Origin of the sequence: Pseudoalteromonas sp. BSi20429, from assembly GCF_000238895.1 — a bacterium.
Taxonomy (GTDB): Bacteria; Pseudomonadota; Gammaproteobacteria; order Enterobacterales; family Alteromonadaceae; genus Pseudoalteromonas; species Pseudoalteromonas arctica.
On the sequence record NZ_BADV01000076.1, the window covers coordinates 23,079 to 41,118 of the forward strand.

Genomic DNA, 18,040 nt, shown 5'->3' on the forward strand with positions numbered 1-18,040 from the left:
GGCTTTTAATAAAAAAAATAAAGTAGCTGGTTAAACATAGCATTTCACACACACAGGAAAAAAACTATGAGTCACAAGTTATCTAAAATTACACTGGCAGTTATATCGGCAACCGCACTTGGTATGTCTTTGTCTACACAGGCGCAAGAAGCTCCAAAAAAAGCTGCAGACGATCTTGAGGTTATCGAGGTTTCAGGTATTAGACAATCGCTTACAAATGCGCTTGCACAAAAGCGTTCAGCAGATAGCCTTGTTGAAATTATCGAGGCTGTAGATATTGGTAAGCTACCAGATCAAAACCTCGCAGAAGTACTTGAAAACGTAACAGGGATTCAAATTACTCGTGAAGCAGGGGTAGGTACGGGTGTTCAAATTCGTGGTACCAATGCTAATCGTACAGAAGTGAACGGCGTATCAACAGTTGGCTCAGGGTCTGGACGAAGTGGCATTAGTTTTGAGGATGTATCAGCTGCAATCATCTCTGGTGTAGAAGTAATTAAGTCACCTGAAGCAAAAACAATCGAAGGCTCTGTGGGCGCAACAATAAACCTTAAAACAATTCGCCCGTTACAGTTAAATGAAACTCTAGGCTCAATTAGAGTTCAAGGTGAAGATAGTAGCTTATCAACAGATGGCGTTACCCCTAGGGTATCAGGTGCTTGGGGTGATAACTGGGAGCTTGATTCGGGCGGTAAGTTTGGTGTTGTATTTAGTGGTAGTTACAGTGAGCAAGACGTAACCGCATTTCGTCCTCGCGCAGATAGAGATAATTCGGTAGCCGCTGATAGCGGTGCTGCAAGTGCACAATCGTTTGATTTTCTACCAGTACAATTCTTAATTCAAGATTACGATAATTACGAATACGAGACAAAAAACTTCGCAGGTACATTTGAATATGCACCAAACGATAATATGAAATTCTTTTTTGATGCAGTTGTTAACGATCAAGAGCGCCGCCAAGAAAGCTCAAGAGTACAAGCATCTGGCCTAAGTGATCTTAGAAATGTATCAATACCGAGTGAATTTGAAACAGTTAATTTTGGTTCACTGGACGGGCAAAACCTAGGCAGCATACAAGCGGCCGTAAGAGGCGTAATTCCGGTTGAAGACGGTGGTGGCGATCCTAACTTGCGTTTTTCAAGCGATACTAATTCACGCATCACAAAGAGCAAAATATTTAGAATAGGGGGCGAATGGCAAGGCGATAGATTATTTGCAAGTGTTGAAGCCTCAACCTCTCGTTCTGATTCAACTACACCAAGCTTTAATACAACGCTTAATTTTATAAATCCAAATGTTGCTACTAATTCGTCAAATGAAAATGGGACTCCTTTTGAGTATGATCTTACAGGTGATGCACTTACGTTTGGGATTGCAACGGGGGAGGCAAACGCGCCAACAATGGCTCAATTACTCGACCCTGCAAATGTTGTTCTACGTGACGTAAACCAAGGGCAAGATGAGTCAGAAAATACAGAAGATGCGTTTCGTACAGATTTTACATATTACTTAGATGATGTAATAACGTCAGTCGATTTTGGTTACCGCTTCAGTAAAACGAGTAGTGTGTCGGATCAAGTTCGCTCTAACGTTGGTTTAAGAAATATGGCTGATAGCCCAACGGGTGATTTATTTGCACAATTATTAACAGCGGGCCCAGATAACTTTAACGATGGTGATGGGCGAGCACTCTATATTCGTGATTTCTTACTTATAAACCCAGAGCTTGCATCCTCTGATCCACAAGCTGTATTAGCAGCACTTAACCAAGCGATTGAAGCTAATAATGCAATAACGGGTTCTGATCGTGGACCAATAAGTTCACCAACGTCTCAAGTAAATGCATTTTTTGATATTGAAGAAGAAACGCATGCCTTATATGCACAAGCAAATTTTGAGTATGGCATGTTTCGCGGTAACTTTGGCCTACGTTATTTAGAGACTGAAGTTACATCGCTAGGTAACTCTGTTACTCAAGATGGAAGTGGCAACGAACTGGTTACTCAGCTAACGTCAAAAGGTGATTACGATTTCTTTTTACCTCGATTCAATTTAGCCGCGAATGTAAGTGAAGATGTGATTGTTCGTTTAGGTTGGTCAAAAGATATTAGACGCCCAGATTTTGATGACCTATCTACATCTGTTACGTTTGGCACCAGCCCTAATAGTGCCGTTTCAATTGGTAATTCAGGCTTAGCGCCAGAAGAAGTAACCTCTTTCGATATATCCACAGATTGGTATTTTGCACCCGCTGCTTTGTTAAGTGTGGGGTACTTTCATAAAACACGTAGCGATTTGCACGTTACACAGCAAGTTGACCCATTTGAAGACCCAAGCACAGGCTTTCGCGATACAAATGGTCCAGAGTGTGAAGGCGGCGGCATATTTAATCCAATTGCAGACATAAACGTGTTTGGCCCAGATGCTGGCGTAGGGTTATGTGTTCCTACGCAAACTACTATTAATGATTCTGGTGAAACAACACAGCAAGGTATTGAGCTTGCAGCTCAATACGACTTATCAAGTTTTGAAAAAGAGCTAGGTTGGGCATCAGGTTTTGGTGTGGTTGCTAACTATACCTATCAAGAATTTTCTGGTGGTGAATCATTTGACACTGCAACGAGTCGTGCAAATGCTGTTTTTGCATTAACAACCGGTAACCCGGATGCAGACATAAGTGCTAAGCAATCACTCATTGATCTGTCAGAAAATGCATATAATATTACATTTTACTATGAGAAATACGGTCTATCTGCTCGAGCGCGTTACACGTGGCGCGAAGGGTACCGTTCAACTGACTTTGGTAGCACTTCAAGCTTCCCATGGGGTTTCCCTGTTGTACAAGAAGACAGAGGGCAGCTTAATGCCAGCATAAGTTATGATGTGAACGATCAGCTAAATATCGGTATTGAAGCCGTTAACTTAACTGAATCAGAAGTTAGCCAGTCTTGTGTTAACGAAGGTGCTTTACTTTGTTTCCAAGGTATTACAGACCGCCGTATTACATTTGGCGCTAGCTATAGATTTTAAAAGTTATAGTTAAATCGAGTCTATAAGTGTGTGTATTTAAAGACGCTAAAAGCAAGCCACCTGGCTTGCTTTTTTTTTACTTAAAATTAGTTAACATTTATAAAAATGATTTATTCCACTTTGTATTTTACTTTTAAATACTGTTACTGCGGCAATGTCTTGCGGCACTGCCACCAGTAATTATACCAACCTGCATAAATCTTTGATCAATTTAACGAATTAAATTGCACTATAACGTCGTTAAAAATTTTTTATTTAGAACAACTAGATACAAAAATTTTTGCCTAGTTCTAGCGTAATTTTCTTAACGTTAAATAGACCCCGTATATAAGCAGATTGGTATTATTATCGAGATAGTATTAAACCAATACCTTTATTTTTTAACCTTACCCTTAAGAACATAAATTTCACCATCGAAACTGCCTTGAATCGTCAGTCCTTGGCTTGCCAACTCTTGTAAATATTCGATATGGTCATTAGTGATATGCTGGCCTGGGACTAAAAGCGGAATGCCCGGTGGATATGGAGTAACTAAACCTGCACAAATGCGGTTGTTGCTTTTACTGATAGGCACAGATTCGCGGTCGCCATAAAAAGCATCGCTTGGAATACACGCCAAGTCTATAGCTGGTAAGTTTTCGGGTAAGCGAGCTCTACGCGTCGATTTCGATAGTTTTACCTTACCGCTGTCTAGCTTTTTCAACGCATTGTACAAACGAATTATTTTTGAGCGCGTGCCGCCAAGCGTCAGTAAAACCAAAATGGTGCTGTGTGTGTATTTTTCTATCTCTAGCCCAATTTCATCCAGTAGATATTTATGAATATCTTTTAATGAGTAAGGTAGCTCACTAATATCAATAAGGATCTTTAATGGATCGTGACCCATATTATCACCACTAAAATGCGGGAATATTTCCATAAAGTCTTGCTTAGCTAATACTTTAATTTGCTTAAGCGAGGCCATCTGTTGTTTAAACTCCTCAACATGATTTAGCAGCGCATTGAGCAGCTTATAGCCTTCCATCTCTAATTGCTTTTGGCACACGTCAAGCGATGCAATAAGCTGATATTTTGGCGATGTACTCGCGTAGATACTATAAATCTCTCGAAAGAAATCAGCATCAAAATCGGGATCGTTAATATGAATATAAGACGCCTGAGAAAACGCCGATACTACTTTATGCGCCGAATGCGTAATGTAGTCAGCCCCAGCATGTATTGCAGAATAATGACGAAAGCTAGGATGAAACAAAGAGTATGCAAACCAGGCTTCATCTATAAACACCTTAATACCATATTGATGAGCATAATCGACTACTTGTTTCAGGTCGCTAAGTAGGCCATCGTAAGTACAACCGGTAAGCACTAGTAATTTAGCATCAGTATTGTTTTCAATTGCTAATTTGATGTCGGCCAACGACGGTGGCGCGAAAATGCCATATTTTGGATTTAAGATACTCGCCAAATAAATGGGGTAACTGGCAGATTGCAAGATGCCATAGTGTACAGACTTATGGCAATTACGGTCGACAATTACTTTATCTCCCTTGCGCAGGAGTGTCTGCAAGATGATTTTATTTGAGGTAGATGAACCATTTGTAACAAAGTAGGTGTGTTTAACCTCAAACGTCGCCGCGGCTGATTCTTGAGCGCGACCAATGGTATTGGTGCTGTCTGACAATGAACCTAGCGAGTCTACCGAAACCGACAGGTCGCCAACAAATACATTGCGGCCGTAAAACTGATAAAAATCTTTGATGTAAGGTGAGTTTCTAAAGCTAGAACCCCCACTATGACCCGGTGTATGCCAAGAGTCGTTTGCTTCACCAACGTAACGACGATACGCCGTCCAAAATGGCGTTTCAGAGCGGTCGTCAAAATCGTTGATCATATAACCTAAAATCGCTTCTGGGTCAGAAATCACCTCATCTTTAAAAAAGAATGATTCGATTTCTTCTGATTCGTTTACGATCTCCAGCCCTTTAGTGTCGTCGCCAATAACATAAACCGGTAACTCAAGACGAATTGCCTTTAAATCCTCGATAAAGCGACTATACATTCGCTCACCCACTTTGTTGTGCATATCCCAGCTTAGAACTACGGCTTGAATATCACCATCTTCCTCTACATGTTCCAACGCGCGTTTAAGCTCAAGGCATTCAATAATATCGATATGAATATCGTCTCGCTCAAAGTTAGGAATGGTCTTTGACAGATTAGTTGAAAGCCCTTGTAAGGTGGCTGGGTCTTGTTCAATTATCAAGATACGAAGTAGAGGTAGCATAGAGGGTTTCGCAATATAATTTTATAATGCTCACTAGCATAACCAAAGGAGTGAGCGTTGTGAAATTAATACTTTGATAATGTTCTAATAATTGTTCTATTTCACTAACATGCCCTCACGTATAAAAATGTTTTATCTAGATGGATTGATAGGCGCGGCTTTATGTCGCGCTTTTGGGGCTTGTGCTTTATTGCGCGAGGTAAACTCGCGACTACAGGGTTGGCGTTGTATTTGTAGGCGCGGTTTTATGCCGCGCTTTTGGAACTAATCAGTTTTTTCTTTAAACTCACACAAGTCTTCAATAATACAACTACCGCACTTTGGTTTACGTGCGACTCAGGTTTAGCGCCCGTGTAGTATTAGCCAATGATGCACGTCTACTTTAAATTCAGCAGGAACTACTTTTTCAAGCTTTTGTTCTACGGCAACAACATCTTTACCCATAGCAAGCTTAGTACGATTAGAAACACGAAATATATGTGTGTCTACTGCTATTACAGGCCAACCGAAGTATAAGGAAGGTAGATGTTTCGGTTGGCGCCAACAATAGCTGTTCGTCTTCAAACTATGATTATAATTTAAAGCAAAATAATGGACATCGAATCCAGCTCATAATTGTATAATAGCATGTTAACGTCTCAACCCAAATTTCTAACCGTTAATTTTACAAGAATGACACTATTTTGAGTCATTATTAAGGTTGCGCGCTTTAAGCACCACTTGCCGGACCATCGCTTATTACTGCAGCATCACACCTATAACTTTAAGGCCTAGCTCCGCCTTATTTCGATATTCCATCCCTGTGTTATTCAACATTACTATTGTGATTTGTTCCTCGGGTAGTTTGATTAACATAGAGCTGTTACCCTCCAATTCTCCATCGGCCACTAAAAGCTTTAAACTTTTTTTGTTTGATAATGCAATCGTTTGAACATTCCAACTCGCTTGAGTGTTGGGGTTAAATAAAAATGCCTTGTTGCTCTCGCTGAGTAAACTATTACCGTCGAGCGCCTGTGCCCAAAGTGCGAGGTCTTCGGTAGTTGAGTACATTGAACCACTGGCTATAAACAGTGCTAGATTTACATTTCCTCCTGAGCAGAATTCACCTTCAATATTAGGGCAAAACGAGTACTTACCTCTAATGCTTTTGTAAGAGCTAGCAAGACCTGCAACTAGCTGGCCCGGACGGTATACATCGGTGTTTTTCATATTCAGCGGTTTAAAGATTTTTTCTTGCAGAACCTGACCAAACTTTTTACCTGTAACTTGTTCAATTATCGCACCAAGGAGATAGTAGTTAGCGCTTGAGTATTGCCTTTTCAAGCCAGCTTTAAACGCAACTGGCATATCCGCAATCATAGATATAAAAAACTCTTTTGTATGAAGTGAAACGGATTTTCCATTAACCCAGCCAGGTATGTTAAAAAACCTCGGTATTCCACTCCTATGTGTCATTAAATGAAGCAGGGTCACTTCATTTCCATAATTGGCAGGAAAATCTGGTAAGTAGCGTTTTAACGGTTCGTTAATGTCTAATTGACCGTCCTCTACCAGCTTCATAATGACAACTTCCGTAAAGGTTTTTGACAAAGACGCGATACGAAATTTAGTGTTTGCGGAGTTTGCAATTTGCCACTCCTTAACTGCCATACCGTAACCTTGATGAAACACTGGGTTGCCATTTTTAGTGACCATTGCTGTGCCACTAAAACCATGATCAACAAATATTTGATGTAATTGTTGATGTTGTTTAATACCAATTTCTTCGGCTTTAATTAGCCCTGACATAAAAGAGACTATAATTAATATAAAAGCGAGCTGTGTAAGAATCATGTTTTCCTCCTGTTTGCCGTGATATTAGAAAACTAAAGCCACTAAATCGTCCTTAAACGCGTTTGAGGTCTCAAATTTTCAAAGTTTTTGTTGCATAGCAAATAAATGGAATGGAAAATCCCAAGGCTTACGCAAATGGAAAGAGCTTATACATGAGGCTTAATTAGAAATGAATCTATTACTTGTAAATTTGAATACGGTTGTTGCCGTGCTGTGCGTGCTTATGGCATTGCATTTATTTCTTCAAAAGTCTTCCAATCTATTAGCAGTCCGCTTACTAGGTGCTTGCTTTATGGTCTTGGGGATACATGCATTATTATTGGGTTTCAACTTAACATATAGCTCAAATGTGCTCATCGCAGCATTGCAACCGACAATGCCAGTATTGTTTGGTCCATTAGCGTATTTGATGTTTCAAAGTGCGTTTCAAATCAACTGGCGATTAAAGCGTAGTAGCTTGCTTCATCTTGTTCCTGCGGCTCTGGTTTTGGTGTTAATGCTAAGCGAACAAGGAAGGTCTGTTGCAGATTTTTCGATACTGCTATCGTTGATGGGTTATGCATTACTGCTATCGCATTTAAGTTGGTGTAAAAAAGCGACATTCCAGACTGAGCCAGAAAATACGGAAAGTGTAACTCAAGGATTTAACAAAACAATATATCTTTGGCTTTTGATCTTTACCGCATATTCTTGGTTGGTTTTAATTTTCGACGTGCTCATAGTCTTGGAAATAATTACTGGTAAAACAACCTTTCAGTCAATTGCGCTGATGATGACCATCTTATTCAAGGTGATCATCATAAGTTTTGCGATATTTTTAGCCCTGCAAAAATCGCCACTATTTGATTGGTTGTATACATCCTTCAGTACTTCAATTGGAAAAAATATCGAATCTAAAAACCTTCAAGTTTTTCAAACTATTATATGTGCTTTTGAACAGTTAATTGAAGATGCGACCATCTACACCAAGGAAGTGGTTTCCTTAAAGGCAATGGCTGATAAGCTTGGTGTCTCGGATCGGCTTTTCTCAAACGCCATTAATCATCATTATGGAGAGAGTTACACTAAGCGTATAAATCGTTTGCGAGTGAACTTTGCGAGGAGGTTATTGGTAGAGCAACCGCAACTTTCGATTATGGCAGTTATGTTTGACTCTGGATTTCAAACCAAGTCCAGTTTTAACAAAGAGTTCAAAGCGCTTACCAGCCTATCGCCGTCTGAGTACCGAGAAAAACAAATTAAAGAAAGGCAATGACTGGATTTTTTTACCATCCGCTTTGTAGAATTGAGCCATTGGACTAAATGACAGTGACCAACTCTTGATCGCTTAAACCGTCTCAATCCTATTCTGTTTTATCCTTAAACTCACACAAGTCTTCAATAATACAGCTGCCACACTTAGGTTTACGCGCTACGCAGGTGTAACGCCCGTGCAGTATTAGCCAATGATGCACGTCTACTTTAAATTCAGCAGGGACTACTTTTTCAAGCTTTTGTTCTACGGCAACAACATCTTTTCCCATAGCAAGCTTAGTACGATTAGAAACACGAAATATGTGTGTGTCTACTGCTATTACAGGCCAGCCAAAGGCGGTATTGAGTACAACATTAGCGGTTTTACGGCCAACGCCTGGAAGGGCTTCTAGTGCTTCACGATTTTCTGGCACGATGCTGTTATGTTCATCTACCAAAATTTGGCACATTTTATAAACGTTGGCAGCTTTAGAATTAAATAAGCCGATGGTTTTTATATAATCACGCAGTGTATCGTGGCCTATATCTAAAATGGCTTGGGGTGTATTAGCAACAGGGAACAACTTTCGAGTGGCTTTATTAACACCTACATCGGTTGCTTGCGCTGAAAGAGTTACTGCTACTAGTAACTCAAACGGGCTTGAATATTCAAGTTCTGTTACTGGGTGTGGATTATCGTCGCGCAGGCGCGACAGTATTTGGTGACGTTTTTCTTTATTCATGCAACTTAAAACGTATTAGTGCTAATTGTTGCTCTAATACGCTTTCCCTTTAAGTTAAGCTAGTAACACGTGCTCGAGGACCCTTTTCAGCCTCTGGCGGTGCAATTTGCTTTGATTTTATTTGTGCGTCAATTACGTTTTTTGCAGCAATAAGCAGCCCAAGCCCTAAAAAGGCACCCGGTGGTAAAATGGCGAGTAAAAATTGGTTATCAAAGTTAAATACTTCTATGCGCAAGCTCTGTGCCCATGGGCCAAGTAATAAGTCGGCGCCGTCAAACAGCGTACCTTGGCCAATTAACTCACGCATTGCGCCTAAAACAACAAGCACAATCATAAAGCCTAAACCCATCATTAGGCCGTCAAATGCTGATAAATGAACGGGGTTTTTAGAGGCGTATGCCTCGGCGCGGCCAATAATGGCGCAGTTAGTTACAATCAACGGGATAAAAATTCCCAATGATTGATATAAACCAAAGGTATAAGCGTTCATAAGTAATTGAACTATAGTTACAAAGCCCGCGATGATCATGACAAATACAGGTATACGAATATCTTTTGGCACCCAGTTACGCACAATTGATACGGTAACATTGGAGCCTATTAGTACCAGTAAAGTTGCTAAGCCTAAACCAAGGGCATTTGTTACAGTTGAGGTAACGGCAAGCAGTGGGCATAAACCTAAAAGCTGTACAAGGGCAGGGTTATTTACCCACACACCTTCTTTGTATAATGTTTTTAACTCACTCATTTAGTTACCTCTAAACATTCGGCATTAGGTGCTGCAAAAATATCATCAAAATTAGTTTGTGCGAACAATACGGCATTTTTAACAGAGCCCACAACAGCACGGGGCGTTATGGTTGCACCTGTAAATTGATCAAACTGGCCGCCATCTTTTTTTACAGCCCAACGAGCGTCATCTTCACCTTCAACCGTTAAGTTTTTAAATGCGGTGATCCAAAGTGATTTTTTAACTTCTACTTTGTCGCCTAAACCAGGAGTTTCTTCGTGTTTAGTAGTGCGTACACCCGCTATGGTGCCATCACTTAAAACGGCGGTTAATAGATTTATATCGCCACTGTAGCCGTTTGGCGTAACATGCCTAATGACAACAGCGACTGGTTTATTGTTTTTACGAGCACGGTAAATTACTTGTTCTGCGTGTGGACCTAGTTTTTCGTCAGTAATAATTACGCAATCTTGTGATAGTTGATTGTCGTATGATTGTGGGTCGAGCACTTCTTGTAGCTGCGCAGTAAGTTGTAGTTGTTCTTGCTCTGCAATTTTATCAGCAGTAAGTGCATTGATAGAGGCAACTAAGCCCGTTGTTGCTAACGCAAACGCAGTTAAAATAGCACCATTTTTAGCCATTGAGGAAATGATCATTTTACTGCTCCATGGCCATAAGTACGCGGCTGTGTGTAGTAGTCTATTAGCGGCACTGCAATATTAATCAATAATACGCTAAATGCGATGGCATCAGGAAAACCACCAAAAGTACGAATTAAATAAATTAGTAAGCCAATTAGCGCGCCATAAATTAAGCGCCCTTTGTTAGTTGTTGCTGCAGATACCGGATCGGTTGCTATAAAAAAGGCCCCCATCATAGTGGCACCACTTAATAAGTGGAATAGGGTGCCCGGCTCTGTACCAGGTGATGCGATATAACCAATAGCACTACATACAGCTAAACTTGCGATAAAACTGACAGGAATATGCCAGTTAATTATTTTTGCTTTTAATAAGTATAAACCACCCACTAAAAAGCCTAAGTTAACCCACACCCAACCAAGGCCAGCCCATTCGTTAAATAGTGGCTTTTGCATGCTTTCGGTAACGGTTAAACCGTGTGCTATGTCTGTTTTAACAGTATCCAGCGGTGTTGCCATTGTTAGGCCATCAACCCCTGCACGGACTTGATCTAGGCTAAACCCAGAGGCCGTAAAATCGGTGAATATTAGCCTTAGCTGATCTGCAAAGCCTATTGGCGTATTTATTAAATCGGTGACAGGCAACCATGCGGTCATTTGCACTGGGAACGAAACTAAAAGCAGTATATAAGCCGCCATTGCTGGATTGAATAAATTAAACCCAAGGCCGCCATAAAGCTGTTTAACTATAACAATAGAAAATAAACAGCCAATCACGATTATCCACCAAGGGGCAAGTGGAGGGATACTCAATGCCAATAACACGGCAGTAAGCCACGCACTGCCATCACTTAATGCAGGCCAAACAGGGCGCTTTCGTATTAGCATTATTGCAGCTTCAAATACGCTTACAGCAAAAAGCGCGAGCACCAGTTGAATAAGCACACCTGTACCAAAAAAGAAAACTTGAGCAATTAGCCCAGGAATACACGCAGCAATAACGCTAAGCATTAATCGCGTTAACGATTTATGGCTGTGATTATGCGGCGAACTGGCCATGGTTAATTTCATGACTGATTATTTCCTTCTTTTTGTAACTTTTTAGCTTTTGCTCTCGCAATTGCAGCAGCCACGGCGGCTTTTTTCTTATCGTCGGCTGATTTAGGTTTATCTGCGTTAATAAGAACTGATGAGTCATCGGTGTTACTTTCTGCACTCTTAGGTGCTGCGCTATCAACTTGTAGCTCTTGGGGCTGAGTTTGTTCGGTACCTTCAAGTGCTTTAGCCGCTTTTTTAGCTTTAGCACGAGCTATGGCCGCCGCTACCGCTGCCTTTTTATCATCAACGGTGGCAGCGCTTTGTGGCTCTTCACTCACGATTTTCTCGGCTTCTTCTAATGCTTTAGCTGCTTTTTTAGCTTTTGCACGAGCAATGGCCGCCGCTACGGCTGCTTTTTGTCATCAACAGGGGCATCAGTTTGTGGCTCTTCACTCACTGTTTGCTCAGCGCTATCTAATGCTTTAGCCGCTTTTTTAGCTTTAGCACGAGCAATGGCCGCCGCTACCGCTGACTTTTTATCATCAATAGGGGCATCGTTTTGTGGCTCTTCACTTGCTGCTTGTGCTGCCTTTTTAGCTTTAGCGCGAGCAATGGCTGCAGCGACTGCTGATTTTTTATCATCAACGGGTGCAGTCTCGGCTGATTCATCTGTTTGAGATTTTTTGCTCTTTATATTTACGCGCTTGTTCTTTACGTAGTGCGCGCTCTTTTGCTACTTCGCTGTTGTCTGGTTCTAATTCAGCAGATTGATCGCCTAGCTTTTTAGCTTTAGCGCGTGCAATAGCGGCTGCAACAGCTGATTTTTCATCGCCGTTATCTGATTTATTTTTAACGCGGGCTAGTGCCTCTGCTACTTTTTGCTTTTCGTCAGCAGATTTAGCGGCAGGTTTACGTTTATGGCGGTTTTGACGTTCTTCTTGCTCGCGATCTAAACGCTCTTTTCGTGCATCAAAACGCTCTTTTGCTCTGTCGGCTTTAATTTTGTCAGCTTGTTGTTCTTTAATTTCAACTTTGGCTATACGGTAGTACTGTACAAGAGGGATTTCGCTTGGGCACACATATGCACAAGCACCACACTCAATACAGTCAAATAAATTATGCTCTTGTAGTTTGTCGTACTCTTTTGATTTAGCAAACCACTGCAATTGCTGTGGCAGTAAAGAAGCAGGGCAGGCATCGGCACAAGCGCTACAACGTATACAGGCTTTTTCAGGGCCGGGCTCCGCAAGCTCTTTATGATCAGGCGCTAAAATACAGTTAGTTGTTTTAACTATGCCAATACGTACTGTGGGTAGCGTAAAGCCCATCATTGGGCCGCCCATCACAACACTTTGCTGCGGTACAGGCGAGAAACCTTGGCAATCAAGTAAATGCTTTATTTCAGTGCCAAGTAGTGCCCATACATTCCCAGGCTTATGAATAGTGTTACCTGTTACCGTAACTATACGTTCAATGAGTGGTTTACCTTCATAAACGGCTTGTTGTACGGCAAACAAAGTCCCGGTGTTATGCACTAAAATACCAATATCGGCAGGAATACCAATGCTAGGAACTTCACGGTTAGTAAGTAATTTAATTAATTGCTTTTCACCGCCAGATGGATAGATAGTTGGCACCGTTTGAATAATGATTTTTGAGTTATGCTCAGCTGCTTGCTTCATTGCTGCAATAGCTTCAGGCTTGTTATCTTCTATACCCACAATGCACAGTGTTGGGTTTAAAAGCTGCTGCATTATTTCAATGCCTTGGATAACTTCTCTAGCGTGTTCGCGCATTAAAACGTCATCGGCAGTAATATAAGGTTCGCACTCAACAGCATTTACAATCAAAAATTCTATAGGTTGCTTGGTATCTGCTTTTACATAAGTAGGAAAACCAGCACCACCCATACCGCTAATACCGGCTTGGTGAATAATATTTATCAGCTCATCATGACTAAGCTCAGCAGGATTTTTATTTTTATTTAGAGCTACCCATTCGTCTTTGCCGTCTGGTTCAATAATAACACTTAGTTCAGGTAGGGCCGATGGATGTGCTGATGGCATAGGTGCAATATCAGTAACCACACCAGAGCTTGGCGCATGCACAGGTACCGACCAGTTAGCAGCAGGGGCTGTAAGTGGTTGGCCTTTTAAGACGTGTTGGCCTTTTTCTACCAGTAACTTACCGTTTGCGCCTATGTGCTGCTTAAGCGCAACAATGAGTTTGTCGGGCAAAGGTAGGCGAGTGATACTCGCACTATTAGAGAGTGATTTTTGTTGTGGTGGGTGTATGCCGCCAGGAAATGCCCACACGGTGCCTTTTTTTATTTGTTCAAGTAACTTGTCCACTCAAACCTCTAATCTATTTGTGTAACAGGAATAGCATCTAGCTGCCATTTCCAGTTTTGTTTAGTTTCGGCTACAGGTAGCATATCAATGCAATCTACAGGGCAAGGCTCAACACATAAATCACAGCCAGTACATTCATCAATTAACACAGTGTGCATTTGACGAGTTGCGCCTAAAATAGCGTCAACCGGGCAGGCTTGAATACATTTGGTACAGCCAATACATTCATCTTCGCGAATATAAGCCACTGTTTTTATAGGTTCTGCTTGCTCGCCACCGGCAAGTGGTTTTTCATCAACACCCATTAAGCCGGCAAGCTTTTTCATGGTTGATTCGCCGCCCGGTGGGCATTTATTTATTTCATCGCCATTGGCTATGGCTTCGGCGTAAGGGCGACAACCCGGGTAGCCACATTGTCCGCATTGAGTTTGCGGCAAAATAGTATCAATTTGCTCAACAATAGGGTTACCTTCAACGCGAAAGCGAATTGCTGCAAACCCTAAAATAAGTCCAAAAATGAGTGCTAGCGAACCAATCGCTATCAAGGCATAAAACAAGGTCATATTAAAACTTCACTAATCCAGTAAAACCCATAAACGCCATCGACATTAAGCCTGCAGTGATCATTGCAATAGAGGCGCCTTTAAAAGGCGTAGGAACGTCAGCAGCGGCTAAACGCTCTCGTAGTGCTGCAAACAATACAAGCACTAAAGAAAAACCAACCGCAGCACCAAAACCATACACTGCAGATTGTAAAAACGAATGATCTTCTTTGATATTTAATAAAGCCACACCTAATACCGCACAGTTAGTGGTGATCAGCGGTAAAAATATGCCTAATAAACGATATAGAGTAGGGCTTGTTTTACGCACAACCATTTCGGTAAATTGCACTACAACGGCAATCACTAAAATAAAGCTCATGGTGCGTAAAAAGGCGATATCCAGAGGGATTAAAATATATTGATTAACTAAATAGCTAGTTACAGAGGCAAGGGTAAGCACAAACGTGGTTGCCAAAGACATACCAATCGCCGTATCAAGCTTACCTGATACGCCCATAAACGGACATAAGCCTAAAAATTGTACTAATACAAAGTTATTAACCAGAACGGTTCCAATCAATAACAAGACATATTCTGTCATGTGTGCCTCACGCTATAATAAACGTGGGTATTATCCTTTTTTCTTTATCGATTAACAACACATGAGAAGCAAATAAACGACTCAATCAGTAATGATATTAAAGTGACTTAAGATTTCAGGTGTAATTAGAATAGGATCGATATTATATGGCTTTAAAATATCTTTAAATTGATCGTGTTCTTGGTATAAATCTAATAGTGCTTTATTAAATAGGGCAATTTGTTCAGGAGATAATTGAATTTTATTAAAACCAATAAAATAGGGGGATTCGCTTTGTAAAAAGGCCAAATTAACATGATGTAAGTTAAACTGTTTTAGCCTAGCGCGTGCTTGTAAAGTATTGGCAAAGTACCCATCTATACGATTGTTTTCTATCATTTTTACACCCGTACCATTGGCATCAGTGAGTAAAACAATATCAAATTCCCTCAATCCGTCTTTAATCATTTGTTGCTGTATTTTAACTAGTTGAAAAGATGCATTTGAAGGGCCAAAAACAGCAATTTGCATTTTTTGTAGATCATTGAGGCTTTTGATGGTTTTTTTTGCACCCTCAGGTTGAAAAAATCCATATTGCATTTTCATAAGCGGGATCGAAAAATAAAGCCATTCGTTGCGGTCAAGATTCCAGCCCATAGGAAAGTTTCCTTGAGCTTGCAGGTTTTTTAACATGAGCTTAGAGCGACGATTTGGTACGCTGATAAACTCACATTTATAATTGAGGCGTTTACACGCTAAGGTAAGTATATCAACAAAGGGGCCAGCGGCATTATCGTGTTCATCAACAAATGAAAATGGAGGATAGTTGTGAGTGCTAAAAACTAATTCTTTTTGCGGGCCGTTTGCGTACGTACTCAAAGGCATAATAAAAAGTATAATAAAGGTAATTACTCTTTTCATGATGCCTCCAATAGACTATATGTCTTTAGGTTTTTCTATGTAATAACCTTGAACGCCATCTAAACACAAAGTTTCTATAATGTGCTTTTCTTCTTGGCTCTCAACGCCCTCAGCAAATACGCTAACACCAATGCGGTGGGCTAAATCGACCATTAAGCGCATAAAGTACTGATTGTTTTTATCGTCTTCGAGGCCGCGAGTATAACTTGCGTCCATTTTAATAAAATCAGGTTTTAAATCGCGGAAAAACTTAAATGAAGTTAAGCCAACACCAAAACGTTCAACTGTAACGCGTGCGCCAACACGGTGAACCATGTCGATAAAGCGCTTACTAGCCTTGATGTTTTGCTGTAAACCAAACTCACTTACTTCAAATACAAGTTTAGATGCAATATGCGTATCTTTCAATAATCGGCGCTCTAGCCAAATTACAAACTGATCGTTGTGTGCACTAGAGGCTGTTACGTTTAAACCAAAAAACTTTTCAGATAAATTACGGCTTTTAACCTTTTCAAGAGAAGAGTCGATAATTAAGCGATCAATTTCTATTGCCATATCAAGCTTTTCGGCCATCGCTAAAAAAGAAGCGGTAGGCAGTACTTGATTGTCTTCTGTTTTAAATCGAACTTGTACTTCAGCGTAGGCTTTTATGCTTTTACCAAGCGGCATAATGTTTTGCATCACTAAATGCACGCGCTTAGATTCAATAACTTCTTTAATAACCTTACGCCAGTTTTGGTTACCAAAACCCGCACTTACGTTATTAACTAAATCGGTTTCGCGTTGTACGTGCCATGCGTTTACTTGTTTTGATTGCGCCATGCTCATTGCGTTATCAACAACAGAAAGCAATTCGCCTAACGGCTTACCTTTTTCGTAACCTACAATACCCGTATTAGCTACCGAGCTTAACTCTTGGTTTTGTTGGTACTGCGTGAAGCGCGATTGCAGGTTTTCACCAAAGCGCTCAGCTTCTTTTAAAGGAATGTGGGGTAGTACGACAGCAAAGTCAGAGCTGTTTAATCTAAATACTTGGCTGCCAGTGTAAGTGCCGCTTATGTGCTTAATAATATCGGCAACGCCTTTAACGTACTCATCACCTTTTTGATAACCACGGCTTTGGTTTATAGCTTGTAGTTCGCTACAACGAACCATAGCTAAAGAACCAAATGTACTTTGCTCAGTGTTTTCAATATTTTTTTCGTAGTACTCAACAAACATATTACGATTACCAAGGGAGGTAATTACATCTTTGTACGCTTCATGCTTAATAGTCATAGCAGCGCTTTGTATGTCTTCGTTTTTGTTTTTTAAGAAATGTGATAATCGATTAAAGCTAGGTACTAAATCTTTTCCCATTTTTTTCAATCGAGTGCCATCTAGTGCTGTTTCTAAATCATTATCAACTTGGTTTTGATTGATATAAATATCGATAATGTCAGCAACTGTTGTACTTATGTTTTTATTTAAATGGTAAAAAATAGATTTCATTAGAATTATAGGAATAATAACTAAAATGGCAGAAATCAAAATAACAATAAAAAGGGACGTTTGTAGCTGCGACGCTAAATGCTCAATGTTAAGTACAAATTCAACTTTTATATCTGAGGCGTCATTTACAGCAAATTGAGGGCGCACTGAGTTAAAGTTAGAGAGTACAAAATCAGCAAACATTGGTAATTGAGTAGGGGGGTTAATGCTAAATATTTCAGCCCCTTGGTAATCTCTTAGAGTGAAGCTTGAAAACGTTTTACCATCTGCAATTGATTGTTTTAAATTTTGAGCAGAAATATCATCTAAAGAAAGGTCATTAATATACTTAGTAACAGTAGTTTGCGCACTTTTTTGTGCATCACTTACCGCAGTATCAAAGCTTATAGATATGAAGTAGCTTCCTGCTGCAACACACAATAACCAAGAGATAATTTGTATAAAAATAAGTTTTTTAAATCCAGCCATGTTTTCAGTCTTTTAATAATTCAAAAGGGAAGGAATCAAGTCCTTGATTAATAAACTAAGTACAGCGCATTAAGGAATAAACTAATGCTTTAGTTATATAAGGAAGAGTAGTGGAATTAGCTTGAGATGTCTATGAAATTCTTAGAATTGGCT

At 40.4% G+C, this 18,040-nt stretch carries 12 protein-coding genes and 2 pseudogenes; 2 read left to right on the forward strand and 12 right to left on the reverse strand.

All coding sequences use genetic code 11. The features are described 5' to 3' along the window. Nucleotides 1–66 precede the first annotated feature (66 nt). Entirely contained in the window at nucleotides 67–3,030 is a 2,964-nt protein-coding gene (locus P20429_RS04925; RefSeq protein WP_007585342.1) for a TonB-dependent receptor, read from the forward strand. Nucleotides 3,031–3,403: 373 nt separating this feature from the next. On the opposite strand, the gene P20429_RS04920 is transcribed toward P20429_RS04925, so the two are convergent. The 3 genes and pseudogenes from P20429_RS04920 to P20429_RS04915 form a co-directional block, all read right to left on the reverse strand. Next, nucleotides 3,404–5,314 carry an aminotransferase class I/II-fold pyridoxal phosphate-dependent enzyme gene (locus tag P20429_RS04920; protein ID WP_033027026.1) on the reverse strand — a complete coding sequence of 637 codons (1,911 nt, stop codon included), beginning with the start codon at nucleotides 5,312–5,314 and terminating at the stop codon, nucleotides 3,404–3,406. A 264-nt stretch (nucleotides 5,315–5,578) separates the two neighbouring features. Then, a pseudogene (locus P20429_RS20400) lies at nucleotides 5,579–5,824 on the reverse strand (endonuclease III); the annotation flags it as partial. Nucleotides 5,825–6,052: 228 nt separating this feature from the next. Continuing rightward, nucleotides 6,053–7,147 carry a serine hydrolase gene (locus P20429_RS04915; protein WP_007585344.1) on the reverse strand — a complete coding sequence of 365 codons (1,095 nt, stop codon included), beginning with the start codon at nucleotides 7,145–7,147 and terminating at the stop codon, nucleotides 6,053–6,055. A gap of 169 nt (nucleotides 7,148–7,316) precedes the next feature. Here P20429_RS04915 and P20429_RS04910 point away from each other — a divergent pair, with 169 nt between their 5' ends. Continuing rightward, complete coding sequence (locus P20429_RS04910) at nucleotides 7,317–8,402, forward strand: helix-turn-helix domain-containing protein (protein ID WP_007585345.1); 1,086 nt, start codon at nucleotides 7,317–7,319, stop codon at nucleotides 8,400–8,402. An 88-nt stretch (nucleotides 8,403–8,490) separates the two neighbouring features. Here P20429_RS04910 and nth read toward each other — a convergent pair whose 3' ends face one another. The 9 genes and pseudogenes from nth to P20429_RS04870 all read right to left on the reverse strand — a co-directional run bounded on the left by nth (nucleotide 8,491) and on the right by P20429_RS04870 (nucleotide 17,887). Then, nucleotides 8,491–9,123: an endonuclease III gene (gene nth / locus P20429_RS04905; RefSeq protein ID WP_007379030.1), complete on the reverse strand. Its 633-nt coding sequence runs from the start codon at nucleotides 9,121–9,123 to the stop codon at nucleotides 8,491–8,493. Between the two features lie 49 nt (nucleotides 9,124–9,172). Next, nucleotides 9,173–9,871, reverse strand: coding sequence for an electron transport complex subunit E (locus tag P20429_RS04900; protein WP_007585346.1), 699 nt, complete (start codon nucleotides 9,869–9,871; stop codon nucleotides 9,173–9,175). Further along, nucleotides 9,868–10,509, reverse strand: a complete 642-nt coding sequence (gene rsxG, locus P20429_RS04895; RefSeq protein WP_007585348.1) for an electron transport complex subunit RsxG — start codon at nucleotides 10,507–10,509, stop codon at nucleotides 9,868–9,870. The genes P20429_RS04900 and rsxG overlap by 4 nt, the downstream gene beginning before the upstream one ends. Continuing rightward, complete coding sequence (rsxD, locus tag P20429_RS04890) at nucleotides 10,506–11,564, reverse strand: electron transport complex subunit RsxD (protein ID WP_007585350.1); 1,059 nt, start codon at nucleotides 11,562–11,564, stop codon at nucleotides 10,506–10,508. Before rsxD ends, rsxG begins: the two co-directional genes overlap by 4 nt. Continuing rightward, nucleotides 11,561–13,882, reverse strand: a pseudogene (gene rsxC / locus P20429_RS19795) (electron transport complex subunit RsxC). Before rsxC ends, rsxD begins: the two are co-directional and overlap by 4 nt. An 8-nt stretch (nucleotides 13,883–13,890) precedes the next feature. Beyond that, complete coding sequence (gene rsxB, locus P20429_RS04885; RefSeq protein ID WP_007585357.1) at nucleotides 13,891–14,445, reverse strand: electron transport complex subunit RsxB; 555 nt, start codon at nucleotides 14,443–14,445, stop codon at nucleotides 13,891–13,893. Nucleotide 14,446: 1 nt separating this feature from the next. Further along, nucleotides 14,447–15,028: an electron transport complex subunit RsxA gene (gene rsxA, locus P20429_RS04880; RefSeq protein WP_008172491.1), complete on the reverse strand. Its 582-nt coding sequence runs from the start codon at nucleotides 15,026–15,028 to the stop codon at nucleotides 14,447–14,449. A gap of 81 nt (nucleotides 15,029–15,109) precedes the next feature. Further along, nucleotides 15,110–15,928: an ABC transporter substrate-binding protein gene (locus P20429_RS04875; RefSeq protein WP_007585360.1), complete on the reverse strand. Its 819-nt coding sequence runs from the start codon at nucleotides 15,926–15,928 to the stop codon at nucleotides 15,110–15,112. Between the two features lie 15 nt (nucleotides 15,929–15,943). After that, entirely contained in the window at nucleotides 15,944–17,887 is a 1,944-nt protein-coding gene (locus P20429_RS04870) for an EAL domain-containing protein (protein WP_007585367.1), read from the reverse strand. Between the last annotated feature and the right edge of the window lie 153 nt (nucleotides 17,888–18,040).